14 protein-coding genes are annotated in these 22,637 nt (G+C 67.3%); 9 read left to right on the top strand and 5 right to left on the bottom strand.

The window, feature by feature from the left end:
* Nucleotides 1-116: 116 nt before the first annotated feature.
* Nucleotides 117-1,556 (bottom strand): M20/M25/M40 family metallo-hydrolase, encoded by a 1,440-nt coding sequence (locus OVA13_RS11290; protein WP_267790577.1) that lies wholly within the window; start codon nt 1,554-1,556, stop codon nt 117-119.
* Between the two features lie 260 nt (nt 1,557-1,816).
* Here OVA13_RS11290 and OVA13_RS11285 point away from each other — a divergent pair, with 260 nt between their 5' ends.
* Nucleotides 1,817-2,059, top strand: coding sequence for a DUF2789 domain-containing protein (locus OVA13_RS11285; protein ID WP_267790576.1), 243 nt, complete (start codon nt 1,817-1,819; stop codon nt 2,057-2,059).
* 76 nt (nt 2,060-2,135) lie between these two features.
* Here OVA13_RS11285 and OVA13_RS11280 read toward each other — a convergent pair whose 3' ends face one another.
* The 3 genes from OVA13_RS11280 to OVA13_RS11270 form a co-directional block, all read right to left on the bottom strand.
* On the bottom strand, nt 2,136-2,549 hold the full coding sequence (locus tag OVA13_RS11280) for a GFA family protein (RefSeq protein ID WP_267790575.1): 414 nt from the start codon (nt 2,547-2,549) through the stop codon (nt 2,136-2,138).
* A gap of 113 nt (nt 2,550-2,662) precedes the next feature.
* On the bottom strand, nt 2,663-3,943 hold the full coding sequence (locus OVA13_RS11275; protein WP_267790574.1) for an alpha/beta hydrolase family protein: 1,281 nt from the start codon (nt 3,941-3,943) through the stop codon (nt 2,663-2,665).
* 45 nt (nt 3,944-3,988) lie between these two features.
* The gene (locus tag OVA13_RS11270) at nt 3,989-4,882 is read right to left on the bottom strand and encodes a bifunctional helix-turn-helix transcriptional regulator/GNAT family N-acetyltransferase (protein ID WP_267790573.1); all 894 of its coding nucleotides are present in this window, start codon (nt 4,880-4,882) and stop codon (nt 3,989-3,991) included.
* A gap of 171 nt (nt 4,883-5,053) precedes the next feature.
* Between OVA13_RS11270 and OVA13_RS11265 the strand changes: the two genes are divergently transcribed.
* The 4 genes from OVA13_RS11265 to OVA13_RS11250 all read left to right on the top strand — a co-directional run bounded on the left by OVA13_RS11265 (nt 5,054) and on the right by OVA13_RS11250 (nt 9,172).
* The gene (locus OVA13_RS11265) at nt 5,054-6,205 is read left to right on the top strand and encodes a M23 family metallopeptidase (RefSeq protein WP_267790572.1); all 1,152 of its coding nucleotides are present in this window, start codon (nt 5,054-5,056) and stop codon (nt 6,203-6,205) included.
* A gap of 188 nt (nt 6,206-6,393) precedes the next feature.
* Complete coding sequence (locus tag OVA13_RS11260) at nt 6,394-7,419, top strand: glucokinase (RefSeq protein WP_267790571.1); 1,026 nt, start codon at nt 6,394-6,396, stop codon at nt 7,417-7,419.
* On the top strand, nt 7,416-8,426 hold the full coding sequence (locus OVA13_RS11255) for a glycosylasparaginase (protein WP_267790570.1): 1,011 nt from the start codon (nt 7,416-7,418) through the stop codon (nt 8,424-8,426). Before OVA13_RS11260 ends, OVA13_RS11255 begins: the two co-directional genes overlap by 4 nt.
* Nucleotides 8,423-9,172 (top strand): copper homeostasis protein CutC, encoded by a 750-nt coding sequence (locus OVA13_RS11250; RefSeq protein ID WP_267790569.1) that lies wholly within the window; start codon nt 8,423-8,425, stop codon nt 9,170-9,172. The genes OVA13_RS11255 and OVA13_RS11250 overlap by 4 nt, the downstream gene beginning before the upstream one ends.
* On the opposite strand, the gene OVA13_RS11245 is transcribed toward OVA13_RS11250, so the two are convergent.
* The gene (locus OVA13_RS11245; RefSeq protein WP_267790568.1) at nt 9,169-11,517 is read right to left on the bottom strand and encodes a GH92 family glycosyl hydrolase; all 2,349 of its coding nucleotides are present in this window, start codon (nt 11,515-11,517) and stop codon (nt 9,169-9,171) included. The genes OVA13_RS11250 and OVA13_RS11245 overlap by 4 nt on opposite strands.
* Nucleotides 11,518-11,805: 288 nt before the next feature.
* On the opposite strand from OVA13_RS11245, the gene OVA13_RS11240 reads away from it, so the two are divergent.
* The 4 genes from OVA13_RS11240 to OVA13_RS11225 all read left to right on the top strand — a co-directional run bounded on the left by OVA13_RS11240 (nt 11,806) and on the right by OVA13_RS11225 (nt 22,551).
* Nucleotides 11,806-14,514, top strand: coding sequence for a beta-mannosidase (locus OVA13_RS11240; protein ID WP_267790567.1), 2,709 nt, complete (start codon nt 11,806-11,808; stop codon nt 14,512-14,514).
* Nucleotides 14,511-15,791 (top strand): AGE family epimerase/isomerase, encoded by a 1,281-nt coding sequence (locus OVA13_RS11235; RefSeq protein WP_267790566.1) that lies wholly within the window; start codon nt 14,511-14,513, stop codon nt 15,789-15,791. The genes OVA13_RS11240 and OVA13_RS11235 overlap by 4 nt, the downstream gene beginning before the upstream one ends.
* 145 nt (nt 15,792-15,936) lie before the next feature.
* Complete coding sequence (locus tag OVA13_RS11230) at nt 15,937-19,122, top strand: GH92 family glycosyl hydrolase (protein WP_267790565.1); 3,186 nt, start codon at nt 15,937-15,939, stop codon at nt 19,120-19,122.
* A 342-nt stretch (nt 19,123-19,464) separates the two neighbouring features.
* Nucleotides 19,465-22,551 carry a TonB-dependent receptor gene (locus tag OVA13_RS11225; RefSeq protein WP_267790564.1) on the top strand — a complete coding sequence of 1,029 codons (3,087 nt, stop codon included), beginning with the start codon at nt 19,465-19,467 and terminating at the stop codon, nt 22,549-22,551.
* Nucleotides 22,552-22,637 lie beyond the last annotated feature (86 nt).

Here is a 22,637-nt window from a genome sequence, read left to right as displayed (position 1 = left end):
CTCCAAAGGGGCTTGCAGTCGCGTAGCCCGGGTAAGCGCAGCGCACCCGCGGCGCCTTGCACGTGACGGTTCCGGTCCCCGGGTGTGGCCTTCGGCCCTACCCGGGCTACCCAGGCTCACGGCACCGGCAGCACCTGCGCGGGTCCGCCGGTGACCCGCGTGCGCGTCTTGGCGGTTTCGCCAAGATACGCCAGGGCGAACTGGGTGAACTTGACGCTGTGCTGCGCGGATTCGCCCATGGTCGCCAGCGTGTCGTACGACGTGTGGATATAGGGGAAGCTGCCGCCCGGGTCGCCGGCCTCGAACATCATCGCGGCGGGATAGCCGGCGTTCGTCCACGACGCATGGTCCGAACAGGCGTAACCGCAGGCCACGCTGCCGCGCGTCAGGCCCATCGGCGCCAGGTAGGTGTCGAACAGGGTGATGAAGAAGTTCTTCAGGTCGGCGTTGGAGTAGTCGCTGATCAGCTTCATGTCGGTGACCGCGCCGGCCTTGTAGTTGGTCATGTCCACCTGCAGCACGCTGACCACGTTGACGCCGCTGGCGCGGAACGACTGCGCGATGGCATTGGAACCGCGCAGGCCGACTTCCTCGGCGGCATAGCCCATGAACTTCACCGTGCGCCGCGGCTGCCAGCCGTCGGCCAGCGCGATGCGCAGCGTTTCGGTGAGCGTGGCGATGCCCGACGCATCGTCGTCGGCACCCGGTGCGTGCTGTTCGGGGTCGTTGCGGTTGCCGCCGTTGATCGAGTCCAGGTGCGCGCCCAGCACCACGACTTCATTGGGCAGGTCCCAGCCACGGATGGTGAGGATGATCGACGGCTGCGTGCCGCAGGTGGCGCAGGCGGTGAACAGCTCGGTGGTGACGTCGTCGCGGCCGGCGGCCAGCGATTGCCAGTGGTTGCGGATCCATTCGGCCGAGGTCCGGCCATGCGTGCTGGCGTAGTAGCGGTTGCGGTAGCTGGAGAGGTGGTTGATGGTGGCGTAGAGGCGCTGTTCCTGCACCTGGGGCAACCAGCGGCTGACGGTGGCCTGGTTGTCGAGCGTGTAGCCGGCCAGCATCGATTTCGCCATCGCCTGCTTCGCGCCATCCGCGCTGACGAAGGCCTCGGCCTGCGCGCGGCTGGGGAACGCGAAATAGCCGCCGCAGCGGCGCTCGTTGGCATGCACGTAGTCGCTGATGTCGCCGAGGCGGTCGGCCCGGGTTTCGGAAATCAGCACGGTCGCGCCGGTGCTGTCGCGTCGCGCGACCGCGGCACGGGTCAGGCCGCGGATACCCTGCCACGTCTCGCGGGAGGTGACGATGTACACCGGGGCGAACGGGTCGGCCTGCGCCGCCGCCGCTGCGGGCGGGGCGGACGCCGCGTCTGCCTGCGCGGGACGCGCGGCCGGCGTCTGCGCGGCGCCTGCCAGGCGCGGCTGGGATCCGGGGGCAGGGGAAGCGGCCTGCGTACGCATGCCGGGTGCCTGCACCGCCCGCAGCGTGTCCGATCGCAGCAGGAAGAAGCTGATCAACAGGGAGAGCAGCAGCGTTGGACCCAGCAAGAACAGTTTCATCATGGCATCCCCCCGGATGACGGCCTGCGGCGTTACGGTTGCCACGCTACCACTTTGGCGGACGGTCCTCGCGTGCCGGAGGGGCGGCATGCGGACCTTGTCGGCGCAATGCAGCCCGAGTGAGCGCAGCATGCCCGGGGCGATCCACACCTGGCCCTCCGGCCCCAACCGGATTGCGGCTCCGGGCTTGGCCACGCCGTCATCCGCCGGCTTCACGCATTCACGGATAGGCTGGTGCTTTCCCCCACAAAGGAACCGCCATGGAATCGACCGTCCACCCCTTCTCCGAACTGTTCGCGCAGTTGGGCCTGCCCAACGACAACGCCAGCATCCAGCAGTTCATCGCCACCCATTCCCCGCTGCCCAACGGCATGCGCCTGGAAGAGGCCCCATTCTGGTCGCCTGCGCAATCGCAGCTGCTGCGCGAGGAACGTCGCGACGATGCCGACTGGGCGATGGTGGTGGACCGGCTGAACGTGGCGCTGCACGACAGTCCGGCGTGAGCCAGCCACCGATTTCCGGCGGTGGACGCCGCGGGGCGCGCGCGCCGACGTTGACGACGCGTGCCTGTCACCCTGCTCAGAGGTGGCGCGTTTCCGCGGGCGGATTCCACCAGTTGTCGTTGCGGCCGTCGCAATGCGTGGTTGGCGCAGAGACCAGGCTATCGACGTCGAGGTCATCGAGCGCGGCCACGCGGACGGACAGGAACGGGCCGCCCACCTGTTCCAGATAACCGTGCCCGTGCGTGGCGGTGCCGCAGCGTTGGCAGAACCGGTGATGCACTTCGAAGCCTTCGCCTGACTTGCTGTAGCTGGCCAGGTGGTCGTCACCGGCGAGCAGCTGGAAATCCTCCGACTTCAGGCCCGGGATATTCCAGTTGCGCTGCTTCCAGCAGAACGTGCAGTTGCACTTGCTGGTGCCCTTGGCGATATCGAAGCGGACCGTGAACCTGACGGCACCGCAGTGGCAGCTGCCCGTGTACTCGCGTGTCATCGTGTGTTCCCTCTGGGTTGAATACGTGCCGTCACCACGCCCGACACGGTTGCCATCGCCACCGGGCGGTGGACGTCGGGGTGGATGGATATCGCGCGGAGTGCATCCTCGCACTACCGATGCTTGCCGGTCAGGGGGATGCCGCGTCCATAGCTTGCATCGGGCGTTCCCTTGATCCAGTCGCCGAGCAGGCGCAGGTAGCCATCGGTCACCCGCGTGGGCTGGCGTGAGCCGTCCGCGCGGGTGGTGAATTCGAACATGCCGTGGTCGGTGTCGGGGAAGACATAGAGGTCGATCGGCTTGCCCGCGGCGGCGAGCGCCGCCAGCGCATCGCGGGTGCGTTCGATGGGGGCTTCGCGATCCTGCGCGGCAAGCACCCACAGCAGCGGCGCCTGGAGGCGTTCCAGCGCGGCGAGCGCGTCGTAGTCCCAGATCAGTTCCAGATTGTCGAAGCGGGCACGACCGACACGCCGCAGGTCGGCGTCGGAGGTGCGCAGCATCGCGCCGCTGTGCTCGCCGTGGATCTTGTCGATCCAGGGCTGCTTGGCCAGATCGCGCCGTAGCTGCTCCAGCGGCTCGAAGCCGTCCTCGAAATGCGTGGTGAGCAGACGCGCGGTGGCGTCCGACAGCCGGTTGATGGCGGCCTCGGCGTCGGCACCCAGGCCGGCCGCGCGTGCTTCATCGATCATCTGCTCGCGGTCTTCGTCGATGGGCGACACCACCAGGCCGAAGCCCACGGCCACGAAGTCCGCCGGCGCACGCGTGGCGGCCAGGGGCGCCACCCATCCGCCCTGGCTGCCGCCGTAGTAACCCGCGCGCGCGTAGCGACCCTGCGCCATCGCCCGCGCCTGCCTGAGTGCCGCGGCCGCGTCGTCGGCCAGCAGTTCGAAGTTCTGCGTGTACTCGCCCTGCGAGGCACCAGTCCCGCGCTTGTCGTACACGAATACCCGGATGCCCTGCGCGGCCAGCGCGTAGGCGTACGGACTGGCAAGCGCAGGGCTGCGTTCCGATCCGTGCACCATCACCACCAGGGGAAGGTGCGCGTCGGCGATCCGCGGCTCGATCAGCCGGCCTGCCAGCGCCGTGCCCAGGCTGGAGAACGTCGCATCGGTTTCGACCAGCGGCAACCGTGACCACGGTGTTGCCGGGATGTCCGTCGCGCGCACGGAGACCTTGCCCTGCTCGCATTGGAGCGGTGCATCGGCGTCGAGCGTGCTGCCGCGGCGACCGTCGCGGAACAGATAGCGCAACCCGGGGGAGGGGATGGTCGGCACCGGCACCAGCACCACGAAATCACCGGCCGCCGACGTGTAGACACCGGCGGGACACGCGTGTGCGTGTGTGGCGCCCAGCGTGCCGAGCATGAGCAGGAGGAGAAGAACGATGCGATGCATGCGGCGGCTCGTTGAAGGGCGGCGGAGCTGATGTCGGTGGCGACGCTAGGCCGGGGTGCGTTTCGTGCCCAGGCGTTTTTCGAACCAGTAGCTGGCGTACGGGTTGTCGTTGTAGGGCGCGATCTCGCGGTAACCACTGTGGCGATACAGGCTGAGCGCCTCTTCCTGGCGATTGCTCGTGTCCAACCGCAGGCGGCGCAGCGCCATCTCGGCGGCATGCGTTTCCGCGGCGGCCAGCAGCCGACGGGCGACGCCCAGGCCACGGCAGGTCGGATCCACCCACATGCGCTTGATCTCGCCAACGCCCTTGCCGATGACCTTCAGGCCGATGCATCCGATAGGCACCCCGTCGAGGCGGGCCAGCAGGAAGATGCCGTTCGGCGGCGTCAGTTCATCGGCCTTGGCGGTGGGGCCGCGCGTGGGGTCGAACGCGATGCCGAGGCGTTGTTCCAGTTCCTGCACGTAGGCATCGATGCAGGCACGCGCCTCGGCACCTGCGGGATCCGCCGGTTCGACCGTCACCGCGCTGGCGCTGAGCAACCGGGCGACATCGGCCATGGCGTCCAGCAGCCGCTGGCGTTGCGCATCGCTCAAGGGCGCCAGCAGCATCGAGGCGATGTCGTCCGAGCGGGCTTCCAGGACCTTCCACTCGCGGATGCCTTTCGCCGTCAACGACACCCGGCGCACGCGGGCATCGTGTTTCGCGGCCTGCGATGCCACCAGGCCTTGCGCCTCCAGCGAACGGAGCAGGCGGCTGAGGTAACCCGAATCCAGGGCGAGCCGTTCGCGCAACGTGCGGACATCGGCGCCATCTCGGCCCACCTCGAAGATCAGGCGCGACTCCGCCCACGGCCGGTCACGCCCCAGGTAGTTATCCGTCAGTACGCCGATGCGGCGGGTGACCGCGCGGTTGAACCGGCGGACGGCATCAATCTGCATGTCTTTCATTACCTGACTTTAATCAGAGATCGGTTCGGCGGTCAAGAAGGGCACGAACCGTCATCACGAACCTTCCTTGCGCCATGCCGTGGCAAAGAAGCGGCGGGACGAACGTGGTTGCCTGACGGCGATGCGTAGCATGGCAAGCTCCTGGTCCGGACTGTCGAACGCATGACGCCCCCCAACCTGTTCCGCCTGTATGCGTCCCTCTGCCTGCTGTGGCTGGCCACGCCCGTGCAGGCGCAGACGCTGCAGGAATCCTTCGACCTGCACGTGCCCATGCCGCCCACGCCGGTCGCCATCGACGGGCAGACGCGCCTGTTCTACGAACTGCACCTGAGCAACTTCTCGCGGCAGTCGCTGGACCCGGTGCGTGTCGAGGTGCTCGATGCCGCGTCGGGCACCCTGCTGGCCACGTTCGAAGGCGACGCGCTGGAACGGCAGCTGGACCGCTCCGGCCTGCAATGGAAGGCGACGGCCGGCGCGCCGATCGAGCCGGGGCGTCGCGGGATCGTGTTCTTCGAACTGGCTTTGCCTCCCGGCACCGCCATGCCCGCCGCCCTGATGCATCGCATCGACTACCGCGCAGCCGCCGATGAAGGCGATGCGTCCCGCGTGGAAGGCGCCAGGGTGGCCGTCGAGCGCGAACCTGCGATGACGCTGGGTCCGCCACTGCGCGGCGGCCCGTGGATCGCGATCCACGATCCCGCGTGGGAGCGGGGTCATCGTCGCGTGCTCTATGCCATCGATGGCAAGGCGCGCACGCCCGGACGCTTTGCGGTCGACTGGGTGAAGCTGGATGCGCAGGGCCGCAAGTCAGCCCGCGCTGGCGATTCCGTCGCGCAGGCCTACAGCCATGGCGAAGACGTGCTGGCCGTTGCCGACGCGACGGTCGCGAGCGTGCGCGACGGCCTGCCGGAACGGCGACGCCTTAGCGAACGCTCCGACCACGCGCTCGCCACCGGCGGCGGCAACACCGTCGTGCTCGACCTGGGCGGTGGACGCTTCGCGCACTACGGTCACCTGCGTCCGGGCAGCACGCGCGTCTTAGCCGGGCAACGCGTGCGCAGGGGACAGAAGATCGCCGAGGTGGGTTTCACGGGCAGCGCGTCCAACCCGCAGCTGCACTTCAACCTGGCCGACGCCGCCAGCGCGCTGGGCAGCGAAGGCCTGCCATTCGCCATCGACCGCTTCCGTTCACTGGGCCGCTACATGCGCATCGGTGATGTTGGCAGCGTTCCCTGGGTCCCGCGCGGTGACGGCGAGCCAACGCGCGAGCGCGAACTGCCGGCGGGCAACAGTGTGGTGATGTTCGGCGATTAGCGGCGCTGCAGGCTCAACGCGTCGCGCCCTGGTGCCCGTCCTGTGTGTTCGCATCACGCGACGACAGTGTCCGGCGGCGGCGCTACCGCGGTATCCAACCGCGCGGGGCGTCGAATGTTTTGAACCGATCCAAGACAATCGTATAGTGCGGCCTTCCCGATGCCGATGCGGTCGCCGACGAGCTTTCCATGGAGTTTGCGCAGTCCCTGATCGATGCCTGCCTGGTGGCCGATGTGGGCGGCACGCATGCGCGACTGGGCTGGGCGCGTGCCGACGGTGCGATCGACGTGCACGACGTGGAAACCTGTCGCGGTGCGGAGCACGCTTCGCTCGGCGCCATCCTGCATGACTACCTGCGGCGCTTGCACGCGCTGCAGCCCGGCGTGCGGGTGCGGTCCGCGGTGGTCGCCATCGCAGGGTTTCTCGACGGCGACCGCCTGGTCAACGCCAACCTGCCGTGGGAAGTGTCGGTACGGCGCACGGCGCATGACGCCGGGTTGGCGTCGCTGCAGGTGATCAACGATTTCGAGGCCGTCGCGCGCGCCATCCCCGGCGTGCGGCGCAGCCTGCTGGTGCCGCTGACCGCACAGGACGATCCCGGCATGCAGTCGCCCGCCCTCGTGCTGGGGCCGGGCACCGGCATGGGCGCGGCGCTGTGCCTGGATGCGGAGGGGCGCGAGGTGTTGCTGAGCGAAGCCGGCCACGCTGCGCTGGCCGCCGGTACCGCGACCGAACTCGAAGTGCTGCAACGTCTGTCCCGGCGCTGGCCGCACGTGGACAACGAACGCGTCCTGTCCGGCACCGGTTTGATGCATCTGTATGACGCGCTGGCCGACCTGCGCGGCGCCGTGCCGCGCTGGCGCCACGTCGCGCCGCTGGTGGAGGCCGCCGCCCAGGGCGATGACGCGCTGGCACGGGAGACGCTGGATGTGTTCTGCGGATGGCTTGGCAGCCTGGTCGGTGATCTGGTGCTGACCGTTGGCGCGCGGCAGGCCTACCTGGCCGGCGGCGTGACCCGCCACATCGCGCCGTTCCTGCACCAGGGCGACTTCGCACGGCGCTATGCGGAAAAGTTCACCGGCGCGCGTACGCCACCCCCGTTGTGGCGCATCGACCATGGGCAACTGGGACTGGTGGGTGCCGCGATGCATGCGCGCACGCATTGGCCCGCGCGGCTGGCGCGCGTCGAACCGATACCTGAGGAGCAGGCATGAACGGCAGAAGAAGATTCCTTGGCCAGGCGACGCTGTCGGCAGGCGCACTGGCATTGTCCGCCCGGCTGGCGGGACAGCCGGCGAACGAGACGGCGGTGGGCGCGCGCGTGGTGTCCACCTGGGATTTCGGCGTGCAGGCCAACCAGTCGGCGTGGAAGGTCCTGGCGGCGGGTGGTGGTGCTCTCGATGCCGTCGAACAGGGTGCGCGCTGGGCCGAGACGGACCTGTGCAATCCCACGGTTGGCCGCTGCGGCAATCCTGATCGCGACGGCATCCTGACCCTGGACGCCAGCATCATGGATGGCGATGGCCGCTGTGGCGCTGTGGCGGCACTGGAGGACATCGACCACCCCATCAGCGTGGCGCGGCGCGTGATGGAGAAAACGCCTCACGTGATGCTGGTCGGCGATGGCGCGCAGCAGTTCGCGGTGGAACAGGGCTTCGAGAAACAACGCCTGCTGACGCCGCAGGCGGAACAGGCATGGCGCGAGTGGCGTGCGCGCGCCGAGTACAAGCCGGAGATCAATGCCGAGCGCAGGCAGCGGCCGGGCGACCGCGACAACCACGACACGCTCGGCATGCTGGCGATCGACCGCCACGGACGCCTCGCGGGGGCGTGTACCACCAGCGGCATGGCGTGGAAGCTGCACGGTCGGGTGGGCGACAGCCCCATCATCGGCGCGGGCCTGTACGTGGACAACGACGTGGGCGCCGCCACGGCTTCGGGCGTGGGCGAGGAAATGATCCGCAACGCGGCGAGCTTCCTGGTGGTGGAACTGATGCGGCAGGGTCGTTCGCCGATGGAGGCGTGCCGGGAAGCCATCGAGCGGGTGGTGCGCAAGCGGCCGCAAGCTAGCAGGTCGTTGCAGGTCTGTTTCCTGGCGTTGAACAGGCATGGTGAAGTGGGCGCGTTCGCGCTGCACCAGGGGTTCGTCTACGCGGTCTGCGACGCACGGACGCAGGACGCGTTGTTGCCATCCGACGCTGTCTACGGCGAAAACGCATGAGCGGGCGCAACGCGCTGACGCTCGAGATCGCCGCGGGTTCGCTGGGTTCCGCGCTGGCGGCGCAGGCAGCCGGCGCCGACCGGGTGGAACTGTGCGAAGGCCTGTCGTCCGGCGGCACCACGCCGTCCTACGGCACGCTGGCGCTGGCGCGCGAGCACATGCGGATTCCGTTGTTCGTGCTGGTGAGGCCACGCGCGGGGGATTTCCTCTACGACGCGCGCGACACCGAGGCGATGCTGCGCGACATCGAGATGTGCGTACGGCTGGGCTGCGATGGAGTGGTGATCGGCGCGCTGCAGGCCGATGGCGGCATCGACCTGCCGTTGTGCGAGCGACTGGTCGCCGCAGCGGGGTCGTTGCAGGTGACGTTCCACCGCGCCTTCGACGCGGCACGTGATCAGGCGCAGGCGCTGGAACAGGTGATCGCCCTGGGTTGCCAGCGCGTGCTGACGTCAGGCGGGCAGGCCACGGCGATGGAAGGCGCGGACCGCATCGCTGCCCTGGTGCGCCAGGCCGCGGGCCGCGTGACGGTGATGCCGGGCGCCGGCATCGATGCCGGCAATGTCGCCGCGCTGGCGACACTGACCGGTGCACGCGAATTCCATGCCTCGGCCAAGGCGGCGCGCGTTTCCTCGATGGCCTTCCACAATCCGGCGTTGCACGGACTGGCGCCGGACTGGTCGGAAACCGATCCGGCGCGCGTCAGTGCGCTTCGCGCGACGCTGGATGCCGTGAACCCGCGCTAGCGGGACATCGAGTATGGCCGCTGGGCGGGATCCGTGGCCCAGGTGGTGTCCGGTTCGGCCTGCATCACGAAGCGCAGTTCACCACCGGCGAGGATCTCGTCATGGGTCAGGTACGCGCGTGTCAGCGGCTTGCCGTTGAGGCTCGCGCTGCCCACGTAGGCATGCGCGTCGTCCAGCCCGTCGGCGATGATCGTGAAGTGCTTGCCGTTGGGCAGGTGCAGCGTCGCGCGCGGCAGGAAGGGGCGGCCGATGATGTACTGGTTGCTGCCCGGCGTGACCGGATAGAACCCAAGTGCGGTGAACACGTACCACGCCGACATCTGGCCGAGGTCGTCATTGCCCGCCAGCCCGTCCGGGCGCGCCGCGTACTGCGTGGCCATGATCCGCTGCAAGCGTGCTTGGGTGCGCCAGGGCTGGCCGGCGTAGGCGTACAGGTAGGCCACGTGGTGGCTGGGTTCGTTGCCGTGCGCATACCAGCCGATCAGGCCGGTGATGTCCTCCATGTGCGCGAACACGGACGCATCCACCTTCGCATCGAACACCGCGTCCAGCCGCGCCAGCAGCGCATCGTCGCCGCCATGCGCCGCCGCCAGGCCGGCGACGTCCTGCGGCACGTACCACGAGTACTGCCACGCATTGCCTTCGGTGTAGTCGGTGCCGTAGCCACTGGCGCTGGGGTCGAACGGCGTGCGGAAGCTGCCATCGCGCTTGCGCGCGCGCATGAAGCCGGTGCCGGGATCGAACGCATGCTTCCAGTTGGCGGCGCGCTTCTCGAAGGTCGCCGCGACATCGGCCTTGCCCATCGCCCGCGCCATCTGCGCCACGGTCCAGTCGTCGAAGGCGTATTCCAGGGTCTTGCTGGCGGCTTCGCCTTCCTCGTCGATGGGCACGTAGCCCAGCTCGCGGTACTGCGCGATGCCGTCGTACGGCCCGTAGTTGGCGCTGGCCAACATCGCCTGCAGCGCTTCCTCGGCGTCGTAGCCGCGGATGCCCTTCATGTAGGCATCGGCGATCACCGGCACCGCGTGGTAACCGATCATGCACCACGTCTCCTGCCCATGGAACGACCACACCGGCAGTACGCCATACGGACTCTCGCGACGCGCGGCCAGCAGGGAATTGACGAAGTCGTTCGTGCGCTGCGGCGGCTGCACCAGCGTGGCCAGCGGATGCAGGGCGCGATAGGTGTCCCACAGGGAGAACGTGGAATAGTTGGTCCAGCCCTTAGCCTGGTGCACGGCATTGTCGGGGCCGCGGTAACGGCCGTCACTGTCCATGAACAGCGTAGGGCCGAGCAGCGTGTGGTAAAGGGCGGTGTAGAAGCGGGTGCGCTGCGCCGCGTCGCCCTGCGCATCCACCGCACCGAGCGCATCGCGCCACTGCTGCCTCGCGGCGGCGCGCATGCCATCGAAATCCCAGCCGGGCGATTCGGCATCCAGGTTGGCGATGGCGTTGTCTTCGCTGACCGGCGAGATGGCCACCTTGACCAGCACGGGTTTGCCGGCGCCCGGGGCGAGGTCGAATGCCGCGACCAGCTGCCGGCCTTCGATCTGCGCGCGCTGGCGCGGGTCTTTCTCGCCGGGCGGCGGAAATCCCTTGTACGGGATGTCCTGTTCGGTGTTGTGCAGCGCATGGCCGGTGACCGGCTGCGAGAAGCGCAGGGCGAAATACAGCTGGCGGCCCGGCGCCCAGCCGCGCGTTTCACGGAAGCCGGTGACCGTGCCGTCGGCGCGCACGCGCACGCGCGACCACAAGACCTTGCCAGGGTAGTCGTACATGCTGGTGCGCAGGTCCAGCACCACATGCCCGGGCTTGCCGGCAGGGAAGTGGTAGCGGTGCATGCCTGCGCGCGGGCTGGCGGTAAGTTCGACGCGCACGTCGTGGTCGTCCAGGGTGACGGCGTAGTAGCCGGGCTGGGCGGTTTCGGTGGCGTGGCGGAAACGCGAGGTGTAACCGCTGCCGGGCTTGTCGGGGTCGCCGCGCTCGAGTTTCAGTTCGCCGGTGGTGGGCATCAGCAGCAGGTCGCCCAGGTCGGAATGACCGGTGCCGGAAAAATGCGTGTGCGAGAAACCGACGATGGTGGTGTCGTCGTAGCGGTAGCCCGCGGCCCAGCCGTAGCCATCCTTGCGTGGCTGGATGCGGGTGTCGGGCGACAGCTGCACCATGCCGTACGGAACCGTGGCGCCGGGGTAGGTGTGTCCTTCGCCGCCCGTGCCGATGAAGGGGTCGACCGCCTCGTATGCGGCCTCGCCGACATCCGCCGTCGCCGCCGACGCACTGCCGGCCACCGCCATCGTGCATGCCGCGAAACCCGCCAGTATCAAGAGCTTCGTCGCGTGACGCATGTCCATCCTGCACCCTTTTGGATCGGTCGAATTCGGGGAAGCTAGCACACGCCTGCGGGACCGGTCACCCGAGGTGGTGGAGGGATCGCGGGCCGGGCCGGCCATCCGTGCGAGTGCGTTCTGCTGCGCAGCAGCATGCGCCATCGGGCACGGCGTGCTACATCTTAACCATCCAATTGGATCGATCCAATCAGGGCATATTCGCAAGATGCCAATGGGCCGGCAGGCGAGCTCTACATGCGCCGTCGTCGAACAATGCAAGCATCGACCATCAACCGGGGAGTCCACATGCCGCGCTTCATCACGCACAAGGCGGGCCGCATTCCTTGCCGCGGATGGTCGGTGCGTGTGCTCTGCATCCTCGCGCTGATTGCGGCGTCCGTGCAGGCAATGGCGCAGCCGGTAAGCGAACGCGTGCTGGATGCGGGGTGGGAATTCAGGCAACTGGCGGATGGCACGCCCAGCGCCGGCCCCGCCCAGGCACGGCAATGGCATCGCGCAACGACGCCCGGCACCGTGCACACGGACCTGTTCGACAACGGCCTGATCGCTGATCCCTACCGGGGTGCCCCGGAGGCCGGGCTGCAGTGGATCGGCCTGGCCGACTGGGAATACAGGACGACGTTCGACGTATCCCGCGATGCACGCGACGCCCCCCGCAGCGACCTGGTGTTCGAAGGGCTGGATACCTTCGCCGAGGTCTTCCTCAACGGCGAGAAACTCCTTGACGCCGACAATGCGTTCCGGACATGGCGCGTGCCCGTGCAGCAACGGCTGCGCGTGGGCAGCAACGAACTGCGCGTGGTCCTGCGCTCGCCGATCGCGAAGCTGCTGCCGCGGGTGCAGGCGATGCCGCACCGGATCGCCGGCAACTATCCTTCGCCCTACGGCGACGAACCGAAGGACGCGATGACCGCGAACTTCGTGCGCAAACCGGGTTACCACTACGGCTGGGACTGGGGGCCGCGCTATGTCACGGCGGGCATCTGGAAGCCGGTGCATCTGCAGAGCTGGAGCCGTGCACGGATCGACAACGTGCAGTTGCGCCAGGACCGCGTCACGGAAGAGCGCGCGGACATCACCGCGGTCGCGGCCATCGACGCAGTGCGCGCGGGCCGTTACACGGTACGCCTCTGGCGAACCGACCCCGATGGCGCCCGCGCGCTTGTGGCGACGCAACAGGTATCGCTGGCGGCCGGCATCAACCAGGTTACGCAAGCGTTCGGTATCGACAGGCCACGGCGCTGGTTTCCCGCCGGATATGGAGCACAGCCGCTGTACCGCTTCGATCTGGAGATGCTCGACCGCACGCAGGTGATCGATGCGCGGGGCGAACGCACAGGCCTGCGCAGTGTCGCGCTGCGCCGTGACGAGGATAAAAAGGGCAGGGGCTTTGCCTTCACCGTCAATGGCATCGCGATCTTCGCCAAGGGCGCGAACGCGATCCCGTTCGACATGTTCCAGCCCAGGGTGACCACCGCGCAGCTGCGGCGCGTGCTGCAGTCGGCGGTCGACGCGAACATGAACATGATCCGCAACTGGGGCGGCGGCTATTACGAAAGCGATGCGTTCTTCGACATCGCGGACGAACTCGGCCTGTTGGTCTGGCAGGACTTTATGTTCGGGGGTGGCATGCAGCCCGCCTTTGACCCCGCGTTCCGCGCCAACGTCGTGGCCGAGGCCCGCGACCAGGTGCGGCGGCTGCGCAACCATCCCAGCATCGTGCTGTGGTGCGGCAACAACGAAGAAGAGATCGCCTGGAAATACTGGGGCCACGGCAAGGCGCTGAAGGAAGCCGATCCGGTGTTCGCGCAACGGGTCTGGGACGGCTACGCGCAGCTGTTCGGCCATGACCTGCGCAGGGTCGTGGAAGAAGAGGCCGGCGGGATCGCCTACTGGCCGAGCTCGCCCAGCGACGACATGGCCGAGGTGGCGAACACGCCGTCCAGCGGCGACATGCACTACTGGGAGGTGTGGGGCAATCCGGCGCGCCCGCCGTCGGCCTACCTGGACGTGACCCCGCGCTTCATGTCCGAGTACGGCCTGCAGGCGTGGCCTGTGCAACGCACGATCGATCATTTCGTGGCGCGCGATGAGCAGCGTGTGGATGCGCCGGTGATCGAGGCCCACCAGAAGTTCATGGCCGGCAAGGGCAACGAGCGTCTGCTGCATTATGTGCGCATGGAATTCGGCGAACCGCGCGACTTCGGCGATTTCGTCTACCTCAGCCAGGTGATGCAGGCCGAGGGCATCGGGCTGGCGGCACGGCACCACCGCGCCAGCCGGCCCTACACGATGGGTTCGCTGTACTGGCAGCTCAACGATGTGTGGCCCGGCGCGTCGTGGTCGGGCATCGACTGGTTCGGGCGCTGGAAGGCGCTGCAGTTCCATGCGCGCCGGTTCTTCGCGCCGGTGACCGTGGCCGCCCTGCGCAAGGAAGGACGAACCACCGTCAGCCTCATCTCCGACCGGACCACGCCGCGCGGCGGCACCCTGCGCCTCCGCGTCATGACCCTGGACGGGCGCGTGCTGCGGGATGAGGCACGGCGTGTCGAGATCGCACCGCTGTCGGCGTCGCGCATGGCCACCTACAGCGATGCCGAACTGCTGGGCGGCGCATCGCCAGCGGCGACGGTCGCGATGTTCGACCTGGTCGCCGACGGCGAACCCGCCGCGCGCGAGGTCGTCCATTTCGCCGCAGCCAAGGACATGCGCTGGCCCGATCCGGGCCTGCGCACGCACCTGCGGCAGGAAGGCGACCATCACATGCTCGATATCACCGCCGCGTCGCTGGCACGCGCCGTGTGGGTCGACTTCGGCCAGGTCGACGCCGACCTGTCCGACAATGCACTGGTAGTGCTGCCGGGCGAACGCACGTCACTGCGGATCGCGTCCGGTGCAAACCTCGATACCCTGCGCAGCGCCCTGCGGATACGTTCGCTGGCCGATGCGCTTCCCTCCGATCCCCCCCTTCCCCGGAGCCTTCCGACGCCATGACGCAGTCCGTTCCCATGCACGACGACTTCCGCAGCGAAGCCTTCCTGCGCGATCACATCCGCAGGACCATGGCGTTCTACCATCCGCGCTGCATCGATCCGGCGGGTGGCTTCTTCCACTATTTCAAGGACGATGGGCGCGTCTACGACGCCTCCCATCGCCACCTGGTCAGCAGCACCCGATTCGTCTTCAACTACGCCACCGCGGCACGCGAGTTCGGAGAGGAAGATCCCGTGCTGCGCGATGTGTACATGGAGGCCGTGCATCACGGGCTTGCCTTCCTGCGCGAACGGCATCTCGACCCGCAGAGCGGCGGCTACTTCTGGACGCTGCGCGACGGCGTGCCGGAAGACACCACGCAGCATTGCTACGGTGCCGCCTTCGTCCTGCTGGCGTATTCCATCGCGCTGCGCGCAGGCGCGGAAGAGTGCCGGGCCTGGATGGATGCCCACTGGGAGCTGCTGGAGACTCGCTACTGGGAACCGGAGTACGGGCTGTACCGGGACGAAGCCACGCGCGAGTGGCAGTTCAGCCCCTACCGCGGACAGAACGCCAACATGCACATGTGCGAAGCCATGCTGGCTGCCTACGAGGCCAGCCACGAGCACCGCTACCTGGAGCGCGCATTGCAGCTGGCCGACCACATGACGCGGCGGCAGGCGGCCCAGACCGAAGGACTGGTCTGGGAGCACTACGACGCGAACTGGCAGGTCGACACCGACTACCATCGCGACGATCCCCGGCATCTGTTCCGCCCCTGGGGTTTCCAGCCCGGGCACCAGACCGAATGGGCGAAGCTGCTCGTGATCCTCGATGGCCACCTGCGCGATGCGGGAAAGGCCGAAGACTGGCTGGTGCCACGCGCCGCGGAGTTGTTCGGCCGCTCGATGGATGCCTCATGGGACCCGGCGTTCGGCGGCCTGTTCTATGGCTTCGCCCCGGAGTCGCTGCGCAAGGACATCGCGGGCCCGTCACTGCCCGATGGCCGCCATTTCATCTGCGACGATGACAAGTACTTCTGGGTACAGGCCGAGTCACTCGCCTGCGCGGCGCGATTGGCCCGCGTCACCGGCGAAGCGCGGTACTGGGCGTGGTACGACCGGCTATGGGATTACGCCTGGTGCCACATGGTCGACCATCAGCACGGCGCGTGGTTCCGCATCCTCGATCGCGAGAACCGCAAGTATGACGATGACAAGAGTCCCGCCGGGAAAACGGACTATCACACGATGGGGGCCTGCCATGACGTGCTTGCAGTGTTGCGCCGCGATGTCTGACGCCGCCTACCGCCGCGGTGCATCCGGCGGCGCCCTTGCCGCGCTCCTGCTGCTGGCCTCCAGCGGTGCCGGCGCGCGCGAGGCGCTTTTTTCAACCTCCTTCGAACCTGGGCAGCCCGTCCCCGTGTTGCCGGATACGGGCGGCATGCGCCTTACCGTGGGCAACGGTCCCGCGCAGCCCTACGCGGCGAAGCGCGGCATGGGCTACAGCGGTCAGCATGCGCTGCAATACAGGGGGGATACGGCCGGGCGTACACGCCTGTACGCGCTCGATGTCGAAATCGGCAAGGACACGACGCTGTCGTGGATGGTGTTGCCGGAGATCGTCGACGGCGATGTCTCCACGTCCACCGGCGTATCACTGGACCTGGTGCTCGACGATGGCACGCGGCTGACGAGCACGGGCATGAAGGATCAGCATGGCGCCGCGCTCGGTGCGGCCGGCCAGGCAGCATCCATGACGCTGTATCCCCAGCAATGGGCACGGAAGCAGGTCCGCCTGGGCGACCTGCCTGCCCTGCACGGGCGACGCATCAAGGCCATCGAGCTGGAGCTGCAGCCCGGCTCGCGCGCTGGCGCGAGCGGTTGGATCGACGACATCGCCATCGAAGAGGCGCCACGCACGTCGGCGCGGCGCCCCAGCGACCTGGTGCTGACCAACCGCGGCACGCAGTCCAACAGCACGTTCTCGCGCGGCAACAACATTCCCGCGACCGCGATGCCGCATGGATTCAACTTCTGGGTGCCGGTCACCGACGCCGGAACGCTGGCATGGCTCTATCGCTGGAGCGAGCACAACGGGCCTGACAACCGGCCTCGCCTGCAGGCGCTGTCGATCAGCCACCAGCCGAGCCCGTGGATGGGCGACCGACAGACCTTCCAGGTCATGCCATCCTCCACGCGCGGCGTGCCGGAAGGCGACCGCGAGCGCCGGGCGCTGTCGTTCTCGCACGACAATGAGCTCGCCAGGCCGCATACCTACCGGGTCGACTTCGACAACGGCATCCGCGCCGAGATCGCGCCGACCGAACGCGCGGCGATCTTCCGGTTTCGCTTCCCGCAAGGCGGGGATGCGAACCTCCTGTTCGACAACGTCGATGCACGCGCCGGCCTGACGCTGGATCCCGGCACGCAGACGCTGCACGGGTACACCGAGACCCGCAGCGGCCTGTCCAATGGCGCCACCCGTATGTTCGTCTACGCGGTCTTCGACCGGCCATGGGCCGGCAGCGGTGCCATCCAGACCGGACGCCCCACGCACTACATCAAGTTCGCGCGTGGCGATGGTGATGAAGTGAACATGCGCATCGCCACCTCGCTGATCTCGGTGGAACAGGCGCGACGCAACCTGGAGCAGGAAATCGGCACGGCAGGCTTCGATGCCGTGCGCGAACGCGCGCAGGCGGCATGGGATGCGCTGCTCGGGCGGGTGACGGTGGACGGCGCGAACGAGGACCAGCTGACGACCGTCTACTCCAATCTCTACCGCCTGTTCCTTTACCCCAACATCGCGCATGAGAACGTCGGCAGCGTCGAACGGCCCGACTGGCGGCACGCCGACCAGAACAGCTGGTCGAAGGACAATGCCGGCGGCGACGCACTGTGCACGTCCGCGCCGATCCGTACCGGCAGGATCTACGTCAACAACGGCTTCTGGGACACGTTCCGCACCAGCTGGCCCACGTACGCGCTGTTCGCACCGGGACGCGCGGGCGACATGATCGACGGCTTCCTGCAGCAGTACCGCGACGGCGGCTGGATCGCCCGCTGGTCGTCACCGGGTTATGCGGACCTGATGGTTGGCACCAGCTCCGATGTCGCGTTCACCGACGCCTGGCTCAAGGGCGTGCGGGGCTTCGATGCCGCCGAAGCCTACGAGGCGGCGCTGCGCAACGGCACGGTCGTCGCCCCCGTGTCCAACGTCGGGCGCAAGGGACTCGCGCATTCGATGTATCGCGGCTACGCGGACAACGCCGTGCACGAGGGCCTGTCGTGGACCCTGGAAGGTGCGATCAACGACTTCGGCCTGGCCCAGTTCGGCCGGGCATTGGCCGACGCCGAGGATGACCCGGCGCGCGCGCGGCGCTATCGCGAGGAGGCCGAATACTTCCAGGCCCGCGCCAGCGACTATGCCCACTTGTTCGACCCCGCAACCCGCTTCTTCCGCGGGCGCGATGCGAAGGGTGCTTGGGGGCAGCCGGCGGCGGACTTCGATCCGCGCATATGGGGCGGCGACTACACCGAGGCCAATGCATGGACGTTCGCTTTCACCGTACCGCATGACGTCGCTGGGCTGGCAACGCTGCTGGGCGGAGAAAAGGCGCTGGCGGACCGGCTTGACACGTTCTTCGCCACGCCGGAAACCGCAGGCCGGGAGTTCGCAGGCACCTACGGCAACGTCATCCACGAGATGACAGAAGCGCGTGACGTGCGGATGGGCATGTACGCGCACAGCAACCAGCCTTCGCACCACATTCCCTGGCTGTATGCCGCCGCGGGCGAGCCGTGGAAGACGCAGCGCATCACCCGTGACGTGCTGCGCCGGCTTTACCTGGGAAGCGAGATCGGCCAGGGTTATCCGGGCGACGAGGACAATGGCGAGATGTCGGCGTGGTACCTGTTCGGCATGCTGGGGCTGTATCCGTTGCGGATGGGTGCGCCGGAGTACGTCATCGGATCGCCCGCGTTCAAGCGGGTCGACGTGAAGCTTGAGAATGGGCATACGCTCACTGTCATCGCGCACGGCAACGACGACCGCAACGTCTATGTGCAGTCGATGAAGCTCAACGGTCGTCCGTGGGGCCGTGCTTGGCTGCGGCATGACGACATCGCCAATGGCGGTGTCCTGGAATTCGTCATGGGCAGCACGCCATCCACGTGGGGAAGCGGGTCCGATGCGCTACCCCCTTCGATGAACGGGAAGGGAATTGCTCCCGCAGGGATGGCGGATGCATTGCGCAACGCGGAGTCCGTCGCGCTGGCGGGGCAGACGCCGTCGGCCGTGTTCGACGACGATGCCACCACCTCGCTGCCACTGCCGGCACGGGCGTTGGTGGATGTCCGCTTTCGCGAAGCCACCCGCGCGAGTCACTACACCATCACCAGTGGTGGCGCGCCGTTGGCCGGACTGGGCTGGAGTCTGCAGGGACGCAACACGACGGGTGCCTGGACGACGCTGGACCAACGGCGTGCCGAGGACTTCCAGTGGACGCGGCAGCTGCGCCCGTTCCGTATCGGCAAGCCCGGGAACTACCGCGAGTACCGGTTGCAGTTCACGAACGGCCAGGTGATCGACATCGCCGAACTGGAACTGCTGGCCGCTCGGCCGTGAACGTGCGCCGCGCCGCCCACGGTCTCGCCACGAGGGCGGGCAGCAATTCGGGGCGCGAAAGGACCGCTCCACCGTCCGCGCTTTGGCGTGAGTGAAACGGATGCTGCGCGGCAACATGCGTGCGCGGAAACATTATGGTAATTATTCCAGCGACGGGAATTAGAACGATCTAATTCCCGGGGTGGTGGGCAAGCGGGAGAGGAGGCGCGGAGAAAGGACGCGCGTGCCCGAGGTTGCGGGCATACCGCCCATCATCGAAAGCAGCTTCATGGAACGAAATTTTAGATCGATCCAAATATTCTTGCGTCAGCAGCTAATCAATCTTGGGAGAGGGTGATTGAAATGAAAGGCACGCCACACGTACGCATCCGCAATTCCTTGTCCACGGCGATTGCCGTCGCATTGGCGACCGCCGCTGCCCTGCCGGGCATCGCGCTGGCGCAGCAGGCGACCACGCAGGAAGCGCCCGCCGCCACGGACCTCGACCAGGTTTCGGTGACCGGATACCGCTATTCGATCGAAAAGAGCCTGGACCAGAAGCGCAACGCCAACGCCATCGTCGAGGTGGTCACCGCCGAGGACGTGGGCAAGTTCCCCGACAAGAACGTGGCCGATGCGCTGCAGCGCGTGCCGGGCGTCATCGTGACCCGCGACGGCGGCGAGGGAAAGAATGTCAGCGTCCGCGGCCTGTCTTCCGAACTGACCCTCACCCAGCTCAACGGCAACTACATCGCCACGGCCGAGTCCAATGGCGACCCGACCCGTTCGTTCAACTACATGCTGCTGCCTTCGAACATGCTGTCCAGCGCCGAGCTGTTCAAGACGCCGGAAGCGCGCATCGATGAAGGTGGGGTCGGCGGCACCGTGATCCTGCACACGCGCCGGCCACTGGAACTGGAATCGAACAGCGGCTTCGTTTCGATCGACGGCACCTGGGCCGATACCACCAAGAAGACCGACGGCCAGTTCTCCGGCTCGTATTCCTGGCACGACAAGGACGACCGTTTCGGCGTCTTCGTCGGATACACCCAGCAGAAGCGCACCACGCGCACCATGGGTGCCAGCACCGAGGGCTGGCAGTGGTACGGCCGCGATGAAGGCGGCACGGCAGTCGACGTCAACGGGCAACCCTCCGACTTCAATTCGAACTGGTGGGGCGGCACCGGCTTCTGGGACCAGAACGGCCAGTACTACACCGGCTTCATGATGCCGACGTCGGTCAATCTGAACGTCAAGGAAGAAGAGCGTGAGCGCAAGGGCGGACAGTTCACGCTGCAGTTCAAGCCGACCGACAACCTGACGCTGACGGCGAACTACTTCCGCTTCGACCTGTCGCAGGATTCCCGGACCAACACCCTGAAGGTGCCGGAGTGGAACATCGCCCGCTACTACGGCGACGGCAACTGGCGCGGCGGCCGCCTGCTCGACCGCCTGCACTTCGACCCCAGCGGCACCATCGTGACCGGCGCGGACTACAGCCTGCACCCGGGCAAGACCTACTACTGCAGTGAGGCCGAGGCCGCTGCCGCAGGCATGGCGCCGGGCGGCTGGGGCTCGGACGACTGCACCGTGCCGACCCCGCAGATCACCGGCAGCTACAACATCGAGGAATCGTTGTCGCAGACCGCCGACTTCGCGGCCGAATGGCGGGGAGAGTCGATGGACATCTCCGTCAAGGGCGGCCGTACCTGGGCCAAGGGCGGCCCCGAACTGCAGTTCGCGGTGCCCCTCAAGCCACGCCGCCAGAATGCGGACGGCAGCTGGACGAACGGCAACTTCGCCAGTTCGTGGGATCTGACCGGCACGCCGACGATGACGTTCTCGCCGGAACTGATGGAGAACCTGCGGAATGGCATCCTGCAGGTCGACCTCGGTTCGACCGGTTCGTCGTGGACCCGCAACAGCACCGAACAGAAGTACGTGCAGATCGATACCACCTGGTACAACGACGGCAAGTTCCTGGAGTCGATCCAGTTCGGGGTCAAGGGTCGCGATGGCGGCATCCACCGCAGCACCGGCAACAGTTACTGGGCGTGCCCGGGCACCGACCCGAGCGACTACGAAAACCGCTACTGGAACGGCGGCTGCAACAGCATCGCCACCCAGTTCTCGCCGGACTTCCTCTATCCGTTGGACAACCTGGCCGGCGGCATCAACGCCAGCGCCTATCCGGCCATCAACTACCCGGCCTACATCGCCTATCTCCACAGCACGTACGGCCCCATGCAGACCCGCGAGGAAGACAACTTCGTCTACAACGTCGATGAAGAAATCTACTCGACCTACCTGCAGGCCAACTTCCGCACCGAGCGCCTGCGCGGCAACATCGGCGTACGCATCGTGGGCACCAGCCAGCATGCCGACTCGACGGACAAGGTCACGTCCTACAACGACTACTTCTTCGACGATGCCGCCGGCAATCCGCTCGCGTGCCTGCAGGGCGCTGCCGTCCCCACCGGGGCCCCCACGGGTACGTACTGCGGCAGTGAAGGGTACTGGAGGCTGACCGACCGGGTGGGACGACCGGAGACGTATGAAGTCAACGCGCTCGACCGCAGCTACACCGACATACTGCCAAGCTTCAACCTGGCGTATGACCTGACCGACAACCTGGTGCTGCGTGCGGCGGCCGCCAAGGTGATCTCGCGTCCGAGCTACAGCGACATCGCCGCCCCCGGCAGCCTCAACTACTTCAGCCAGGAATATGTCGACGACCGCCGCCTGACCGGTGGTGCGGGCGAACTGGGCTGGTACGGTTCGGGCAGCAACAAGCGACTGGAAGCGTACGAGGCCAACCAGTATGACGTGGGCCTGGAGTGGTATTTCCAGCCTGGTTCGGTGGTGGGCGTCGGCCTGTTCCGCAAGGACGTCAGCAACTTTGCCGTTCCTGTCATTGCCGACGTGGAGATGGTCATCGACGGCCAGACCGTGACCGTGCAGAACTATTCGACGGATGCCGGCGGCCGCGACGCGGTGTCGCAGGGCGTCGAACTGTATGCGCAGCACACGCTGGATTTCGGCCTCGGCTTCCAGTTCAACTACACCTACAACGATACCAACGAAGCGGCGATCACGCTGGGTGACGGTACCGAGCTGGGCGAGTCGCCGCTGGTCGGCAGTGCCAAGAACCAGACCAACTTCACCATGTTCTACGAAGCGGAGAAGTTGCTGCTGCGTGCCTCCTACAACCGTCGCGGTGAGACGGTGCAGGGCCTGGTCAACGGCCTGAACGTCTACGAGGAGCCGTACTACCAGATCGACCTGAACGCGGCGTACAACTTCACGCCGGCCTTCAGCATCAGCGCTTCGATACTGAACCTGACCGAGGAAGAAACGCGCGCCCATCTTGGCAACGACACCCAGGACCGCTTCTACACCAATGGCTACGCGGGCCGCGTGGCGTACATGGGTCTGACGTACAAGTTCTGATGTGCACCACCCCTCGCGTCCCCCTGCACGAGGGGTTCCTTCCGCAACCCCCGTGGACGGCACATCATGGATTCCGTGGGAATGAG

The organism is Pseudoxanthomonas sp. SL93 (assembly GCF_026625825.1).
Classification (GTDB): domain Bacteria; phylum Pseudomonadota; class Gammaproteobacteria; order Xanthomonadales; family Xanthomonadaceae; genus Pseudoxanthomonas_A.
The sequence above is the reverse complement of the archived record's forward strand: the minus strand, read 5'-3'. Positions and strand labels throughout refer to the sequence as shown.

Excerpts from the sequence above, each read along its gene's own strand:
- OVA13_RS11290 (WP_267790577.1), bottom strand. The coding sequence starts at position 1,556 with ATGAAACTGTTCTTGCTGGGTCCAACGCTGCTGCTCTCCCTGTTGATC.
- OVA13_RS11285 (WP_267790576.1), top strand. The coding sequence starts at position 1,817 with ATGGAATCGACCGTCCACCCCTTCTCCGAACTGTTCGCGCAGTTGGGC.
- OVA13_RS11280 (WP_267790575.1), bottom strand. The coding sequence starts at position 2,549 with ATGACACGCGAGTACACGGGCAGCTGCCACTGCGGTGCCGTCAGGTTC.
- OVA13_RS11275 (WP_267790574.1), bottom strand. The coding sequence starts at position 3,943 with ATGCATCGCATCGTTCTTCTCCTCCTGCTCATGCTCGGCACGCTGGGC.
- OVA13_RS11270 (WP_267790573.1), bottom strand. The coding sequence starts at position 4,882 with ATGCAGATTGATGCCGTCCGCCGGTTCAACCGCGCGGTCACCCGCCGC.
- OVA13_RS11265 (WP_267790572.1), top strand. The coding sequence starts at position 5,054 with ATGACGCCCCCCAACCTGTTCCGCCTGTATGCGTCCCTCTGCCTGCTG.
- OVA13_RS11260 (WP_267790571.1), top strand. The coding sequence starts at position 6,394 with ATGGAGTTTGCGCAGTCCCTGATCGATGCCTGCCTGGTGGCCGATGTG.
- OVA13_RS11255 (WP_267790570.1), top strand. The coding sequence starts at position 7,416 with ATGAACGGCAGAAGAAGATTCCTTGGCCAGGCGACGCTGTCGGCAGGC.
- OVA13_RS11250 (WP_267790569.1), top strand. The coding sequence starts at position 8,423 with ATGAGCGGGCGCAACGCGCTGACGCTCGAGATCGCCGCGGGTTCGCTG.
- OVA13_RS11245 (WP_267790568.1), bottom strand. The coding sequence starts at position 11,517 with ATGCGTCACGCGACGAAGCTCTTGATACTGGCGGGTTTCGCGGCATGC.
- OVA13_RS11240 (WP_267790567.1), top strand. The coding sequence starts at position 11,806 with ATGCCGCGCTTCATCACGCACAAGGCGGGCCGCATTCCTTGCCGCGGA.
- OVA13_RS11235 (WP_267790566.1), top strand. The coding sequence starts at position 14,511 with ATGACGCAGTCCGTTCCCATGCACGACGACTTCCGCAGCGAAGCCTTC.
- OVA13_RS11230 (WP_267790565.1), top strand. The coding sequence starts at position 15,937 with ATGCGCCTTACCGTGGGCAACGGTCCCGCGCAGCCCTACGCGGCGAAG.
- OVA13_RS11225 (WP_267790564.1), top strand. The coding sequence starts at position 19,465 with ATGAAAGGCACGCCACACGTACGCATCCGCAATTCCTTGTCCACGGCG.